A 16,651-nucleotide genomic window follows, 5' to 3' on the forward strand; every position below is an offset into this window, starting at 1 on the left:
TAGAAAATGAGAGGGTTTAGAATTAAGCGTAATTAACATAGAAAATTACAGCTTATGTTCCTATTGATGTGCGCTGGAATAGCAGGGTGAATAGCCACCAACTAATTGGCGTCTACAAAATCGATGGCTATTGAGTAGTTCAAAAGAAAACTTTTCTTGGCTAATAAAATTATCTATATATGAAAAGTGCTAATTTCGATAAGAATTTGACACTCTAAAATTTAAGAATGTGTAGCAATACTCTGTAGAGAATGTAAAAAAGATAAACTTGTAATAGCGAGCATAACCTATCTTGATTCTACTTTAAGGTTTATTTGCTTTCGAATGATATAATACAATGAATTTACTTTATTTTTTATAAAATAAGTTTAAAATAGAATTCATTTTAATTTAGAGATTTGAATGTTAAAAATAAATATATATCCTGCAAAGGAAGGTGATGCTTTATTAGTAAGATTAGGAAATGATGAAATCAACTTAATCATAGATATGGGATATGATGGTACTTATCAAAATTACATGAAAAAAGACTTACAGTCATTGAGTGCACAAAGTAAAAAAATTAATTTGATGATAATTACACATGTTGATCAAGACCATATCTTAGGAGCTATTACTTTTCTAGAAGAAAACAATAAAAAAGATAAAATTATTGATATTGATGAAATATGGTTTAATTCTTTTAGACACTTACAATTTGAAAAGACCTGTAAACCTTTAGAACAAGATGAAGTACATATATTAAGTTCAATAATCAACCAAAATAAATATAGAAGAAAAATTGATGGTTTACATGATGTAACAGTTGAGCAAGGAACCACGCTAGCAAAATTATTATATGAAGGGTCATATAATTGGAATTCCTCCTTTCAAAATGGAGCAGTATTCGACAATGGAGATGATTATAGAATAAAGATTAATACTGAAACTTCAATAATATTAATTTCCCCTAATATAGAAAAATTAAACCTATTAGCTCGAAAGTGGAAAGATAAACTCGAATCTGAGAAATATGGTTTTATAATTAATAGTGATGAAATATTTGATGATGCATTTGAATTATTCATGAAAGAAAGTGCAGTGGAATATTTAAATCAAAATATTTCAAAAGTAGAAGATATTGAGTTTAGTAAGTTAGTTGAAATTGAAGAAAAAGACAAATCACCAACCAATGGCTCTTCAATTGCTTTTATTTTAGAATATAAAGATTCAAGAATACTATTTTTAGGAGATTCTCACGAGGATATAATATATAAAAAATTATATGATCTAAGAAGTAATGGATATAATTTAACATTCGATCTAATAAAAGTTTCACATCATGGCAGTAATAAAAATATTTCAAATAGATTATTACAAATAGTTAAATGTCAGAAATTTTTATTTTTAACGGATGGAAGTCACCATCAACACCCAGATTTAGCAGCTATAGCAAAAATTACATATAATTTTAAAAATCCCTGTATTATTACGAACTATCCTCACCCCAAAGTCGAAAAATTTAAGCAGGTTGCTAAAATAAATGGTTATGATTTTAATTTAGAAACACTTAATGAAATAGTATTTGAGTAATATATGAAAATAGAAAATGTAGTTTTTAAAGTTGAATGTGGTACAAAGATAGGAACAGCATTTCTTATTAGTAAGAATAAAGCTATAACAGCTTTTCATGTAGTAAATAATTATGAGAATCATGATATCTTCTTAACTAGTATATCTGGTGAAAGGATAAAAGTAAAATTAAGTAGCATAATAGATGAAAATTATAAAAAACTTGATGTTGCATTATTAATTTTAGATCATGAAATTGAAATTTATAATATTTTAAATTTTGTTATATATGAAGATATACCTGCTGGTACCAAATGGACTTCTAGAGGTTATCCTGAGTCAAAGAGTATTATGGGAGATAATTTACTTGAAGATAATGGGAATATTGTAAATCAACATCTAACTTCATTAAGAAACAATAAAATAGATATTGAGTTGGAACATAAAAAAAAGTTATCTACATACGCTGGTTATTCTGGTGCACCAATCTTAATTGATGGTGATTTTATTGGTTTAATTAATCAAGAACTACTGGAGAACAATCAATCAAAAGAATTAACAGGATTAACTTTTAAGCATATTGAGAAACTTTTAATAGAAGAAAATATTAAATTTTCGAAGCTACAAAAGTACTCAGATAATCCTTTAAGAAAAATTCTTACTATAGATTGGTTTATTGATCATACAAAAAAATCTATATCAGATCTTGGACATAGATACACACCTAAAGTAAATGTTGATTTACCAATAAGTATCAATTTAGAGGCTTTAACCAGAACTGAGAAGTTTAAAGAGCTATATACTAATATTTTTCATAGAATATTATCTAATATAGATAAACAAAACTATAGTATTAAGGATCAAGAAGTAGAATTATATAAAATTATTCTTGATATTCTGCCAAACTTTAGAAGCCAATTAGAACTAACAAAATACGATTTACTAAGAAATGTTTCTAGTTCTGAGTTATCAGGTTGTATAATAGAAATAATCAGTAAGTTAAGAAAAAAAATTGAACAGTTGCAAAATTTTGAAGAAAATAGTAAAAAAGATGATCAGTTATTAAGAAATCTTAATAATCTAGAGAACTCATTTGTTCACCTAAATAAAGAAATAAGGTCTTTAAGCATAGATCTTTTTAATGGAAAAGTTCTTTTTTTAACTGGTGATGCAGGTCAAGGAAAATCCCATCTTTTAGGTGATTTTATTAATAATAAAATTAAAAATAAAGGTCATATATTACTATTAGGTCAAGATTTTATAGAACCCTCTAATATTTGGTATCAAATATTACATAAAAATTTAAGAATAAATTCTTCTGAGGATGAACTTTTATCAATTTTCGAAACGTATGCTCAACTAAATAATGAAAGATTTATCTTTATAATAGATGCAATTAATGAAGGTGAAGGTAGAATATTATGGAAGAAAGAGTTAAATGGATTTATTCAAAAAATTAAAAATTATAAACGAATAGGATTGGTTTTATCCTTACGGAGTTCTTATCATAAGCAAATTACCTCGAACCTTTCAACGGATATCAAAGAAAGCCTGTGTAATATAAGGCATCTTGGATTCAATGGTTTAGAATATGATGCTTGTAAAGTTTTTTTTGAATATTTTAATATTCAAACACCAAGAATTCCTTTATTAAACCCTGAATTTTCCAATCCATTATATCTTAAAATTTTTTGTGAAGGGCTTAAATCTAAAAATTTAAATTATATTCCTAAAGGATATAATGGAATATCCAATATAATTGATAGCTATATAAATGGAATAAATTTAATAATTTCAGAACAAATTGATCAAGAGACTTCATTAAAACTTGTCAATAGATCATTAAATTTAATTGCAAAATATCAGTTAGAAAAGCAATCCAATTCACTTCCATACTTGGAAGTTAAAAGATTAATTTCAGAGGATTTAATACAGGATATTCCTGAAATAGAAGCAAAAAAATTCCTCGATTTAATGGTTAAAGAGGGTGTTTTATCAAAAAACATTATTTACAATCAAGAAGATGAAATAATATATTTTACATATGAAAGGATGGGGGATTATATATCTGCAAATTATTTAATTAATAAATTTAAAGTTTTTTCTGAATTATTAGATTGGTTGAAATCTGCTGATGAAAGTTTTATTAACTTAAACTATAGCAAAGGATTATGGGAAGCTCTTAGTGTAGTAGTACCTAAAAAATATCAGATTGAATTATTTGATTTTTTTGAATTAAATAATGATAATATTTCTGATTTTAAAGGGATTGTTATTGAGAGTTTAATTTGGAGAGATCCGTCTACTATTGATAAAGAAAAAGTCTTAGGTTTTTTAGTAAACAATTATTTTTCTGTTGAAAATTGGTATAATTTTATCAACATTATTTATCAGCTTATAGCAGAAGAAGATCATCCTTTTAATGGTGATTATCTTCATAGTTATTTAAACAGTTCTTCTTTAGCAGATAGAGATTCCTTTTGGACAGTTTTTGTAACCAAAGAGTTATATGAATGTCCAGCTATTGAAAGATTAATTAATTGGTGTCTTGATACACATAATAAAAGTTTTGTTGATAGTTCCTCATTGTTAAAAGTTTCTATTGGAATTTCTTGGCTGTTTACAAGTACAAATATTTCTTTTAGAAATTCAGTAACAAAAGCTCTTACTTCTATACTCGTTGATAGACTTGATGTTTCATTACAGTTAATTAAACATTTTTTTAATGTAAATGATCCATATGTGGTTGAACGAGTACTGCTTTCAATTTACGGCTCTATACTCAGTTCTAATAAATTAGAACTTTTACAGCTGCTTGCAAATGAAATTGATACATTATTTTTTAAGCTAGAGGAGGGCGAGGAAGTCTACCCAAATGTATTTGTAAGGGATTATGCTAAAAATGTTATAAAGTATAATTTATACATAAATAAAAATCTATATAGTCAAAGCGATATTAATGATATTAATAAAAGAATATCAGTCCCTTACAATAGCAAACTACCTGAAAAACTTCCTACAGTTGAGGAAATAGATAAACTCTATAAACCTAATGAAGATGATCTTAAATTAAATAAATATCAATACTTAAATAATAAAATTTTACACTCGATGGCAACTGAATATGGCCGAGGTGTCTGTGGTTATGGTGATTTTGGAAGATATATTTTTCAAGCAAAATTTAATAGATGGCGGAATATTTTAAATGTTGATTTATTAAGTAATTTTGCTTGTCAACTTATCTTTGAGAAATATGGTTATACTTTTGAGAAACATGGGGAGTTTGATCACAATGTTCGTTTCATTTCTCGACATGAAAACAGAGAAGAAAGAATTGGAAAGAAATATCAATGGTTAGCTTTATATGAAGTTCTTGCTATTGTAATTGATAACTATAAATATCCAGCTAACTACTGGAATTGGAACAGTCAAGAAGAGTTAATTTGGCTAGAAAATATTAATGACTTATGCCTAAGACCTATTGATCCTACATTTAGATCAAATAAACTTAATAGTGATTATAAAAAATACATAAACTCTTTACCAAAATTAGATTTTCATAATTGGGAAGGTACTCTTTCATCTTGGACAATAAATGAAGATCTTCCAAATATAGCTTCAAGTATAGAATTTGATATAGAAGGTGAACAGTGGTTAATTTTGAATCAAAATTGGAACTTTATTGAGCCTGAAAAATTTGGTGTTCATCCCCAAGGTAATAAGAAGAATTTGTGGATTCAACTCAGAAGTTACTTTATTGTTGAACAGAATTACAAGGAAATCGAAAACTGGTTGAAAAATCAACATTTTATGGGGAATTGGATGCCTGAAGTTAATGAATATAGTGATCTGTTCTGTAGAGAATACTATTGGCATGATTCTTACAAAGATCAATTAAGAGGGAATGAGTGGAAAGAGATATATAAATATGGAGAAGAGAAATTTTTACCAAATAATACCAGTGTAATGCTAACAGCAGAAAGACATCTTAGGGAATCACTTAAAGAGGAAGATGCATATAGCTTTTTAGCACCATGTAACCTATTAGTTAAAAAACTGGCTATTAACTATTCTGAGGAGTTAGGTGTTTGGGTTGACGATACAAATAAAATCATTGCTTTTGATCCTACAATTATAAGTTCAAATTCTATAAAAAATATCTTTGCAATTAGAAAATTAGATTTACTTAAGTTCCTGAAAGAAAATAATTTAAAAGTTTTTTGGGCGGCTGTTGGTGCAAAATGGTATGAAGGCTCTTACTATGAAAGTAGCGGAATACCAAATAAACGATTAGAATTTTCTAGTGTATTAGAACTTGATAATGGGAACGTAAAAGGAGAACCTAAACGAAGAATTATCAGTTATTAAGAAAATTTTTTATAAAATATAAATATATTCTTTTAAAGAATTAATAGCTTTTATCTTAACATTTAAGCTATTAATTTCTTTGCTTTTTATTTGTCGTAATTGTTCGATTTTAAACTGGATGTCAGGAAATTGTCTTTTAAAATCAATTAACCTTGAGCTAAAATATTTATTATGCTTATTAGTTAGCCTAACCAAATTTAATCAAAATAAGGTCTTAGATATGAAAATTTATGGCTTAGAAGATGAAAGTGATATAGCTAGTGCAGCAGCTAGAATACTTCGTGAAACCTTTATTAAGAATGCACGCACTAACACTGTACTTTATGTAGAACACGATGCTATCTGGAGTAAAGCTCCAGATAGCGCTCCCGTCTTAATTAAACATTTGTCTGGACGCAACCCAGATACAGCCCCAAAAATTGCTATAGGAGGAACTTATAAAATCGGTGGCTATTCACTAAATGAATTGTCTTTAGGGCAAACATAGTAAAATTTATGAAGTATTATTAAGGTCAACATATCATATTTTTTAAACAGAATAGAAATCACTTAAGTTATTGAATAGAGGTCAGAGAACGGGAAAGATGAAGTTATTGTTAGGTGTATCAGATTTAACATAATATACATTATGCGAAATTACATGAATTAAAAATTTGATATATATAGTTTTCTCCCGGACATCTATCTACTAAAGTGTTTTATGTGGTCGTGTTCATGAGCTTCAAATTTCTCAGGTAACACCAACTGATGACACATCCAACAAAATTTATACTTGGACTCTATTTTTTTCATCAACCTAACAGCCGAATCTTCAGGACGATTAAGCAAAAATAAATAAATTTGATTTAATTCTTTTAATGTAAATTCCATACCTCACCTAAGAAATTTGTTTCAACCAAAGGAAAATTGCTGCCTCGTATCATCTACTATGCTAATGATGCCCCATTAAAAATGGATTTTATCCCGATTCATTTCAACAATATTCAACCATGCTTTCGTTGCCGGACTCATCGCTACAGTAATATTCCAAGCCATACTCAGTGTCCACTGTAATTTAGGTTCATTGAGGATTGCTGAACAAAACTTTTCCGAATCTAACTGATCACAATAGATTTTGGGTAAAATTGCAATTCCCATATTGAATTCTACCATTTTGGTAATAAAGTCCCATTGGCTGCTTTTACAAACCACTTTGGGTTCAAAACCTACAGAGTTTGCAGCCTGAATAATCATTTTATTTAAGGTAAACGAATCAGCATAAAGTAAAAATTTTTCTTCTTTAAGTTCATTTAGATGAACAGTATTTCTTTGATTCCAATGAGAATTTTTCTTAGCCAACAAACACATTGGTGAATCTATAACAGGAATTGCCGCAAAACTTGGTCTCAAATTTCCCAGTAAAATGCCGACATCAATACTTTTCGCTGCAATTGCTTCTTCAATTCCATTGGCGCCAACCTCAAGAAATTTTAGTTGAATATCTGGATAATTTTGGTGAAATAAAGCAATTAATGGACTGAGCAATACTGAACCTAATGGTGGTAAACCTATGGTTAATTTACCTTTTTTTAACTCCTGAACTTGATCAATATTATCAAATATCTGTTTTTGTTCTTTTAATATATTTAATGCATGTTGGTAGACTAATTCTCCAATATAGGTGAGTACTACTTCCCTTTTTCTGCCAGCTTCACCCTTTTTAAACAATGCTGTTCCAAGTTCTTCTTCTAAATGTTTGATTGATTTACTAATGGTCGGTTGCGTCATAAACAATCGGTCGGCTGCAAGCGTAAAGCTTTCACAATTGACGATTTCCACAAAAATTTTAAGGTTTTTAATATCCACAAATTATTCCAATTTAGCATAATTTTGGTTTAATTATTCATAATATGCAGCAATCTTTGCAACTAAAATAACACATCTTTTTAAAATATCAGCTTGTAAATGTCTACGTATACGCAACACCGTTCATTAGCATCAATTTACAAAGTCATCTTACAGATTGGACTTTTGATCTTGATTTGGTGGATGGGTTCCATCATTCAAAAACAATTTAATCTACCGATCTCTGCCGCTGTAATTGGTTTATTTATGGTTTTGATTGGACTGATGACGGGCATGTTTAAATTGAGTTGGATCAAATCAGGTTCAGATTTTATACTCGGTGAATTGGTATTATTTTTTATCCCATGTTTTATCGGTTTAATGAGATACAAAGACTTATTTATGACTGAAGGATGGCAACTTATTGTCGTGGTGGTATTGGGTACAATTTGTGTGATGGTCTTCACTGCATACAGTGTTCATCTTGGCTTTAAGTTAGAGAAAAAACTCAGCCAACGCACTGCTGTTAAAACAACACATGTCGTACATGGAGAAAAATAATGTCTATTATTTCAATATTTTGTTTTATAATCACATTGCTTGCCTATGTACTGGTTAAACGACTTTATCAAAAGTTTCCTTATCTTGTTCTATCACCTGCCATTCTGGTTCCTACTGTTTTAATTGCAATTTTACTGACAACCCATATTTCTTATGATGCCTATATGCTGGACAGTCAATGGATCATATGGATGCTTGGACCTGCGACAGTGGCTTTTGCAATTCCCATTTTTGAACATCGAAAAATCATCAAAGCGCATATCATCTCGATTTCTATGGGTGTAATCATCGGTATGCTTGCAGGAATGATCAGTGCTTTTTATCTAGCCAAGTTATTTAACTTCGATCAAACCACGACATATAGTTTGATGGCTCGTTCGATTTCCACACCCTTTGCCATGGAGCTGAGTACTCATATTGGAGGTTCAGTTGAACTGGTGATTCTATTTACCATGATCACTGGGGTGACAGGTATGCTCATTGGAGATGTGGTTTTAGGTTGTTTAAGACTTAAATCAAGTTTCGCACAAGGCGCTTCTTTAGGAAATGCAGCGCATGGATTTGGCGCCAGTAAAGCATATATGCGCCATAAAGATGAAGGTGTTATTGCAAGTTTAACCATGGTTTTAGCTGGTATTTTTATGGTATTGGTGGGGCCTTTTATGGCTCACATAATCGTACATTTACTTGGCTAGCATTTTAAGAGAAACGGATTTCTCTCATGGATAAAAGTGATCCATTTTACTTAGATAATGCTTGCAAAGTTTTGGGTAAAAATTGAATCAACAATAATCCGAGCAATGCTGACAGCCCAGCAATGATAAAAATATATTCACCTGTCAATTGTTCCCAATACTGTCCAGCGAGAATACTTCCTGAGGCAACGCCAAGTCCCCACATTGTGCTATATACAGCCTGCCCTCTGCCTTGTTGCTGTGCTGCAAAGTTCTGTAGAATGACTCGCATTGCAATGATATGAAATAGCCCAAAGCTGAATGCATGAAAACTTTGTGAAATGAATTGAAGTAAGAAACTTTCGGAAAATAGACCAGTGAATACAAAACGAATACTGGTCATGACCAAGCATAAAGCCACTAAACTTCGCCATGAAAAGCGAGTGAGAAAAAAATTGGCGTAATTAAACATGATAATTTCAGCAATAACACCCACAGCCCACAAAAAGCCAATTTGTGTGGTAGTAAATCCTGCGAGTTTTAAGTAATTACTGTAAAAACTGTAGAATGGTGCTTGCGCAAAAAGCATAATGAATTCAATTGTAAAGAATGCGAGCACAACAGGTCTTTTAATTATAGGCCATATAGGTTCCAATATTTTTTGTGCACTTGGAGCAGAATTCGGTTCTTTAATTGAAAATGACCAAATAAAAGCACTAAAAGCGATACATAACAGCATGATAGGTAAATATTTAACATCAATAACGTCAAGAATTGCCCCTATACTGAATACACCTACAATAAATCCAATAGACCCCCACTTTCTTATTTTCCCATACTCTGCCGTGTGTTTATTTCCAAGCCAAAATAAAGTCACTCCTTCGAATTGTGCAAGAATTGCATTTTGAAAAAAACTAAAAATCAGCATAAGCAATGCAATGGATTGCATATTGTTGGGAATAATGAAAATCAGCAACCAAATTGTCGCTTCCATCCAGGTTGCAATACGAACTAAAAGCATTCGCTTCCCTGTCTTATCGGCAATGAATCCCCAGATAAAAGGTGCAAATATTCGTGTTAATATCGCAATGGAAGACAATAAGCCTATTTCTTTGTAATTAAACCCTTGATCTTGAAGATATAAACTCCAATATGGTAAAAAAGTACCGACAATTGAATAATACCAAAAGTAAAATCCACTCAGTCTGTATTGAATAGGAAAAGCGCGCATAAGTTTAGATTACTATGTATTTTCAATATCTTAGCACAATCTAGTTTTGGAAAATTCAGTTAATGCCGTTTTTGTAGATCCCTATTGTCTGGAGCCTGCAATCCCAAATTAGCTGTTCAATGAGCATTCTCTCATCTTTTATCAACCAGTTTAAAGATCAATCGAGCTATGGGTATATCAATCATAGAATAAAAACCAGGGAAAATAGTGAATGCCATTGAGAATATCAGAATGAAATATGAATCAATGCGGTCATACCGTTTTTCTAAAAAACAAAATAACAAACATTTTTTACACCTGAGTCACTTAAATTTTTTTACATTACTGTTTTGTTTAATATGAATATATGAAAAGCATTGAATAATTGGAGTCACAATAAAAATGATGAGCATTGAATCTAGCCCAAAGAAAGGCAGTGTTTGCCAGACATGTTTAAGAAATTTCTTCGTACACTTTAGACGTCCTTATAAGATTGGTGAGCCTGTTGCAGTAGACTACAATGGTGAATTTGGTTTTGATTGGATTCGTGATGAGTATGTATATCCATTAACTATTATCGATGCTGACGAAAATAAAAAAGATACCGTAATCAAAGATTATGATCATATTGTGCGACGTATACTTAACAGACAATTCGATGGTGGTAGAAGTGTATTTATTAATGAAGGACTTTATTTACCTGCTTGGCTATCCATTTTTGCAACAAATTGCCCAGGAACATTAGGCAGCGATCAAATCAATCGTCAAGGTGCCAATCTCGATATAGAGATTCATCAAAGTCCAGATGATGATAAAAGTGCTTTGAATGATGATGGCACTATTTTAATTTTTAAATCTTCAAATCCATGTCTAAAAATTTCAACTTTTGAAAAAAATCAACAATCTCAAATAGTCGAAGAACCACTGGCTAATTTTATCAATTCAGGTCGAACTTCAGAACAGTTGGCAACACAAAAACGTTTTTCTTATAAAAAGAAAAAAGCCATTAATATTATTTGTTCAGGAGGTGCATTGAGACAAAATGAATATATTTTGGTACAAGCAAAAAAGTCTGGAACAATAAAAGATGTTGGTATGCTTTTAGTTGCCAAGAATAAAGAAATTTTTGTGATTAAATTAATTATGGTTGATGTCAAAGTAAATGGGAAAATTCTAGAAAAGCCGAAAAATTATGAGTGGGAATTAAAAAATAGGATATTTAACCAATGTCTAATGATTGCTGATGTGGTTAAGAAAGAAGTATTTGATTTAGATCGACTAGCTAAAACTGATTCCGAAGTTCGTGCATTTGTAAAAAAATGGTGGTCAACTAAAATCAAAATTGAAGATGAAACTAAAATTGGAGATAAAAAGCAGCAATATGTTCCAGTAAATGAATTTCATAAAAAAAATACAAAAGATGGAGAAGTCACTTATTTAGTTGAGGACAATAGTGAAAAGTTTAAAGCTGAATTATTGAAGTTATATGAGACAAAAAACTTTAAATTATTGCCTATAAATTCAATCTACGAGTCCCACAGATATGTATTTTTTGCACCGATCGCAATGAGATATGAGCCTATTTATGAAAAGGTTTATGATCCTGTCCTCAAGAAAGATGTTATGAAAATGGTTGAACCCGGATCAGTTATTGAAGGATCAGCGAGTTTTGAGGCTGATACTCGACTTTATAAACGGGAACCTGAAATAGAGCCACTGTACAGAACAAAGAATATAGAATGGGGAAAATCTGTCGTTATCTATGCTGATGCTCCACCCTACATGGATGTGATGGCGCATGAATTAAGCCACACATTAGGCTTATTACATACTTTTCAAGATCATGAAATGAAATTTCATAAAGGTTTTACGGACAATATTATGGATTATTCTAATACTGAAGATAAACGGGTTTCAAAATTTAATACCTATCAAACCATTTTTAGAAAAATTCAAGCAGATCAAATTACAACACATCTGTTTACCCCCTCCAAACTATTTAAAAAATCGCCTTACTGAAGCTAAAAGTTAACTATTCAATATAGACTATCGAATATTCATTAGAAATTATTTTTTGAGACTGGTAGTTTGATCAATTTTTTATTTTATTGAACATCTACCAGTATCTTGCCACATTTCTCCTCAATAAGCGGCGTGTAAAAGTTTATGTGGCGACATGTGTACTGGTGCTTAATTGAGTAAATGATATATGAATTAAAAGCTTAAACTCCAATTTCACCTCACATTCATTGTCATTCTTAGCTGTAAAACCTCTCTTTATTGTCTTAATTTCACAACACAAGACCACTTTAGTGCTTCAATTAAAATGAGGTTTAGTTTTGTCAAAACTTCGACAAAAGTGTTAATTTCTATAAAAAATAACCAATAAAAACAATAAACTAGTCAAAATAAATAATGCGATGTTTTTTATTTCAAGACATTACCATGTATCTATTTTTAAACCTTAGGTAAGTGTTTAGATGGTCTTGTAGTGTTTCCTTTTCATTTCGAGACTGACAGAAATCTTTAAGCTATGGTGAATACTCAAATCACATTTCAATAGGAAAGAATCAAATGACTTCTATCAATGTTGAGAGTATTAAAAATCATGCTGATGTTATCGCTGCATGCGGAACTAAAGTCGGTGAAGTAGACCATCTCGTAGGTACAGATCAAATTAAGCTGACTAAACATGGAGATGGACATCATCATCTCATCCCAACCTCATGGGTGGGGCAAATCCAAGATCAAAAAATTATTCTGACCAAAGACTCTCAAGAAGTAAAAGATACTTGGGTAGAGGTTTAGGAGAACGGTATAAAGTTCTATATAGTCAGATATTGAATTAAAATATCTAACTATATGATCTCCCACATAAAGTTGGACAGTTTGATTAAGCTAGTTTTAAGGACTGAGTTCTGAAATCTACAGGGCTTAGTCCTTGTTAATTTAACCTTGATTCTTTCATGGCTGTCATAGTGAATATAATCCTCCACAGGTACGCCCTTTTCAATTTAATTTTTTATATTGGTCAGTAAAACACCGCTAAAACTCAAGATGCCTCCAATGAGCATTGACAGTGTGATTGGTTCATTTAGAAGCAGAAATGCCAGCAAAACAGCAAATAAAAGAACGAGATTGTTAAAGATGATTGTTCTCGATGTGCCTATTTTTGAGATGCCTTGTGCATACCAAACAAATGCCAATACCGTTCCTAAAGCACCTAAATATAGAATACTCAGATAAGTGCGAGAATGAAACGTAAATATTTGCCATGCCTGTATTTCAACAATAAAACCTATCAGCAAGAAAATTAGTCCTCAAAGTGTTGAATAGGTTGTCATGATCAGTGGTGATAAACCTGTAGTTTTTTTACACAGTAGTGTGTATGCAACCCAACTGAGTACAGCACAACTCATCATTAATTCACCAGTTCCAAATAAGCATTCAACTGGGAAAAATATGACCTTTGGTTACAACCAGCAGAGTTCCAAAAAATGCGAGAATAACACCACAACAGTTAAGCTTAGAAAGTTTTTCTTTGAAAAGAACGCGTGCTGCAATAATGGTCAATATAGGTGAAAGGCTGACAAATAAAGCTGTTCGTCCTGCTTCCATGTATGATAAAGCACCAAAGAAAAAATGTTATATGTACATACGCCTGTTAGCCCCATACTTGCAGTGAGTAAATGTTGCTTAAAATTGATCTTTTTAAATGATCCTTCGACTTTTATCAAAATTGCGACCAATAAAACCGAGGCAACGATAAAACGCATCAAAACGGCAATTTGAGCGGGACGTCACAAACAATCAAACGTCCTGCGATAAAGGTTCCTTCCCATAATACCGCTACACAGGTCAGTTTTAAATAAATTACAAAATCTGACCAGATGAGCTGTTTTGAGTTCATGTGCAATGTTCAATTCAAATAAGCATTTTTGAATATTAGAACTAATAGTAAATCATGGCATAATGAGTATTTACTCATAATGCTAAACGCAATGATTCATGAGGGCAGATAAAAAAGTGCAATAAAAAAGATGAAATTTTGTCTGATCATTTCTCAATAAAGGCTGAAATCAATTGATTTACTTCAGCAGGTTTTTCTGCATGCAACCAATGACCAGCCTCTTGTATGATTTCAACCTGACTGTGACTAAATTGTGATTGGATTGCATTAAAATGCACCGGCTTTGAAATATAGGGAGAATTTCCACCTTTAATAAATAACGCAGGAACTGTATTTACGGGCTGATTTTGCCAATCTAAAATATCAGCATAATGATTAAATAATGCTTGCACATTGAACAGCCACTTCCCTTTATTAAAAGATTTTAATAAAAATTGAATAACCATTTCTTCTTCTAAATATTCGCGCATAAGCTCAGTGGCTTCTTTTCTTGACTCCAATTGCGCATTTTCAACGGCAAATAATGCTTTAAAAATTTGATCATGGTGATTTTCTTGATATGCAAAAGGTGTCATATCTAAAACGACCATTTTCAACATACGGTCCTGTGCAAGTTCCGCAAGTTTCATTGCAATTTTGCCCCCCATTGAGTGCCCAACAGTTACAAAAGTATCAATATTGAGGTGATCGAGTGTTTCCAAGACATCAGATGCCATGAATGTATAGTTCATTTCTGCTGAGTGTTCGGAATGCCCATGGTTACGCACATCGAGTTGCAATATATTGAATTTTTCTTGAAAGGCACGGGCAATAATACCCAAATTACTTAAACTCCCAAACAAACCGTGAATCAAAACGAGTGTTTGTTGATTTTCAGTTGTAGATTGAACTTGATCGTATTGATAATTGAGTAACATTGAACCATCCGGAAATTTAAAATCTTACCTTGCACTATGATGACAAGAACATAAATCCAGAACAATTGTTTTATGTTCAACTGAGAACAATATGACTTAAAAAAGCAGATCATATTTTAAAATATTTTGTGCCTGGCATTTACCACCATAAATTACTTATTTTTGACCTAGCTTGTGTCTTGACGGCAAATTCAGTGCTAAATATAAACAAACAAAACTCATCTGCATCTAAAGTTGAATAAATAATAAAAAATAAACTTCATTCTGCTGTTGAGTCCGACTTGGAATTACCTATATGATCAGACACGAATATCTTCGTTTGATTTAGGACTTAAAACCATGTTCCAACATGTAGATCCTTATGCAGGTGATCCAATTCTTTCTTTAATGGAAGCCTTTGGTAAGGATGAACGGACACACAAAGTAAATTTAAGTATTGGTCTTTATTATAATGAGGACACTATCGTTCCTCAGTTGGACGCTGTAAAAGCGGCATTAAAGAATATTGAACCAAACAATAATCAGGTAAAGCTTTATTTACCGATGGATGGTTCGAAGTCTTATAATGAAGCAACCCAAAAATTAGTCTTGGGCGAAGACAGCCAAGTACGTAAAGATGGTCGTGCAGTCACTATTCAAACATTGGGTGGTTCTGGCGCGCTCAAAGTGGGTGCGGATTTTCTAAAAAAATATTTCCCTGAATCTGATGTTTGGGTCAGCCAACCGACTTGGGAAAATCATATTGCAATTTTCAATGGCGCAGGAATCAACTCGCATTTCTATCGTTATTTTGATGCAGCAAGCAATGGTGTTGACATCGAAGGCATGCTGGAAGATTTACAAAAAATTCCGGCAAAAGGTATAGTTCTTCTGCATCCGTGTTGCCATAACCCAACAGGCGCAGATTTAACTCCTGCTGAATGGGATCGTGTTATTGAAGTGTTGAAAGCACGTGATTTAATTCCATTCCTTGATATTGCCTATCAAGGTTTTGGTCAAGGTTTAGAAGAAGACGCTTATGCAATTCGCGCTTTGGATAAATCTGGATTAAATTTCATTGTCAGCAATTCATTCTCTAAAATTTTCTCGCTCTACGGTGAACGTGTTGGCGGGTTGACATTTATTTGTGACGATAGAGATACAGCACAGAAAGTTTTAGGTCAGCTTAAAGCCACTGTTCGCCGTATTTACTCAAGCCCACCAACTACTGGCGCATTGGTTGTCGATAATGTATTGAATAACCCAACACTGACTCAACAATGGCATGCTGAACTTAAAGAAATGCGTGAACGTATTATTCAAATGCGCGAACGATTAAAAGCAAAATTATCTGCTGCACTACCTGATCGCAATTTTGATTATCTCACAGCTCAACAAGGTATGTTCAGCTACACGGGTTTAACTGCTGAACAAGTGGATATCCTGAAAGATCAATATGCGATTTACTTGGTTCGAAGCGGTCGTATGTGTGCTGCAGGTTTAAACTTAAAAAACATTGATTATGTTGCAAGTTCTGTTGCAGAAGTGATTAAAGCAACGTCTTGATTCAAGGGTCAATGCACTGAGTCTAGAAATAAATCTCTGGTTTAAAAAAAGCTGGGGATTTATTTCCAATCTTCAAATGTAGTCATTTTGC

11 protein-coding genes and 1 pseudogene are annotated in these 16,651 nt (G+C 31.8%); 8 read left to right on the forward strand and 4 right to left on the reverse strand.

Features of this window, described 5'->3' with window-relative positions; genetic code table 11:
* Window positions 1-402: 402 nt before the first annotated feature.
* The 3 genes from OSH00_RS05790 (at window position 403) to OSH00_RS05800 (ending at window position 6,406) form a co-directional block, all read left to right on the forward strand.
* The gene (locus OSH00_RS05790; RefSeq protein ID WP_266129636.1) at window positions 403-1,572 is read left to right on the forward strand and encodes an MBL fold metallo-hydrolase; all 1,170 of its coding nucleotides are present in this window, start codon (window positions 403-405) and stop codon (window positions 1,570-1,572) included.
* A 3-nt stretch (window positions 1,573-1,575) separates the two neighbouring features.
* The gene (locus tag OSH00_RS05795) at window positions 1,576-5,919 is read left to right on the forward strand and encodes a serine protease (RefSeq protein ID WP_266129637.1); all 4,344 of its coding nucleotides are present in this window, start codon (window positions 1,576-1,578) and stop codon (window positions 5,917-5,919) included.
* A gap of 220 nt (window positions 5,920-6,139) precedes the next feature.
* Window positions 6,140-6,406: a hypothetical protein gene (locus OSH00_RS05800; protein WP_266129638.1), complete on the forward strand. Its 267-nt coding sequence runs from the start codon at window positions 6,140-6,142 to the stop codon at window positions 6,404-6,406.
* A gap of 458 nt (window positions 6,407-6,864) precedes the next feature.
* On the opposite strand, the gene OSH00_RS05805 is transcribed toward OSH00_RS05800, so the two are convergent.
* Window positions 6,865-7,764 carry a LysR family transcriptional regulator gene (locus OSH00_RS05805; RefSeq protein WP_266129639.1) on the reverse strand — a complete coding sequence of 300 codons (900 nt, stop codon included), beginning with the start codon at window positions 7,762-7,764 and terminating at the stop codon, window positions 6,865-6,867.
* A gap of 99 nt (window positions 7,765-7,863) precedes the next feature.
* On the opposite strand from OSH00_RS05805, the gene OSH00_RS05810 reads away from it, so the two are divergent.
* Entirely contained in the window at window positions 7,864-8,304 is a 441-nt protein-coding gene (locus OSH00_RS05810) for a CidA/LrgA family protein (protein WP_266129640.1), read from the forward strand.
* Window positions 8,304-8,999, forward strand: a complete 696-nt coding sequence (locus tag OSH00_RS05815) for an LrgB family protein (protein WP_266129641.1) — start codon at window positions 8,304-8,306, stop codon at window positions 8,997-8,999. Before OSH00_RS05810 ends, OSH00_RS05815 begins: the two co-directional genes overlap by 1 nt.
* Window positions 9,000-9,045: 46 nt before the next feature.
* Here the strand turns inward: OSH00_RS05815 and OSH00_RS05820 are convergent, their stop codons facing one another.
* Window positions 9,046-10,209: an MFS transporter gene (locus tag OSH00_RS05820; protein WP_266129642.1), complete on the reverse strand. Its 1,164-nt coding sequence runs from the start codon at window positions 10,207-10,209 to the stop codon at window positions 9,046-9,048.
* A gap of 381 nt (window positions 10,210-10,590) precedes the next feature.
* Here OSH00_RS05820 and OSH00_RS05825 point away from each other — a divergent pair, with 381 nt between their 5' ends.
* Window positions 10,591-12,207, forward strand: coding sequence for a hypothetical protein (locus tag OSH00_RS05825; RefSeq protein ID WP_266129643.1), 1,617 nt, complete (start codon window positions 10,591-10,593; stop codon window positions 12,205-12,207).
* Window positions 12,208-12,762: 555 nt separating this feature from the next.
* Complete coding sequence (locus tag OSH00_RS05830; RefSeq protein ID WP_196077538.1) at window positions 12,763-12,996, forward strand: DUF2171 domain-containing protein; 234 nt, start codon at window positions 12,763-12,765, stop codon at window positions 12,994-12,996.
* A 206-nt stretch (window positions 12,997-13,202) separates the two neighbouring features.
* Here OSH00_RS05830 and OSH00_RS05835 read toward each other — a convergent pair.
* Window positions 13,203-14,098, reverse strand: a pseudogene (locus tag OSH00_RS05835) (DMT family transporter).
* A 146-nt stretch (window positions 14,099-14,244) separates the two neighbouring features.
* Window positions 14,245-15,015: an alpha/beta fold hydrolase gene (locus OSH00_RS05840; RefSeq protein ID WP_266129644.1), complete on the reverse strand. Its 771-nt coding sequence runs from the start codon at window positions 15,013-15,015 to the stop codon at window positions 14,245-14,247.
* Between the two features lie 339 nt (window positions 15,016-15,354).
* On the opposite strand from OSH00_RS05840, the gene OSH00_RS05845 reads away from it, so the two are divergent.
* Window positions 15,355-16,560, forward strand: coding sequence for an amino acid aminotransferase (locus tag OSH00_RS05845; RefSeq protein ID WP_266129645.1), 1,206 nt, complete (start codon window positions 15,355-15,357; stop codon window positions 16,558-16,560).
* The last annotated feature ends 91 nt before the right edge of the window (window positions 16,561-16,651 follow it).

The sequence above is a fragment of the Acinetobacter nematophilus genome (genome assembly GCF_026344175.1).
In the GTDB taxonomy this organism is placed as follows: Bacteria; Pseudomonadota; Gammaproteobacteria; order Pseudomonadales; family Moraxellaceae; genus Acinetobacter; species Acinetobacter nematophilus.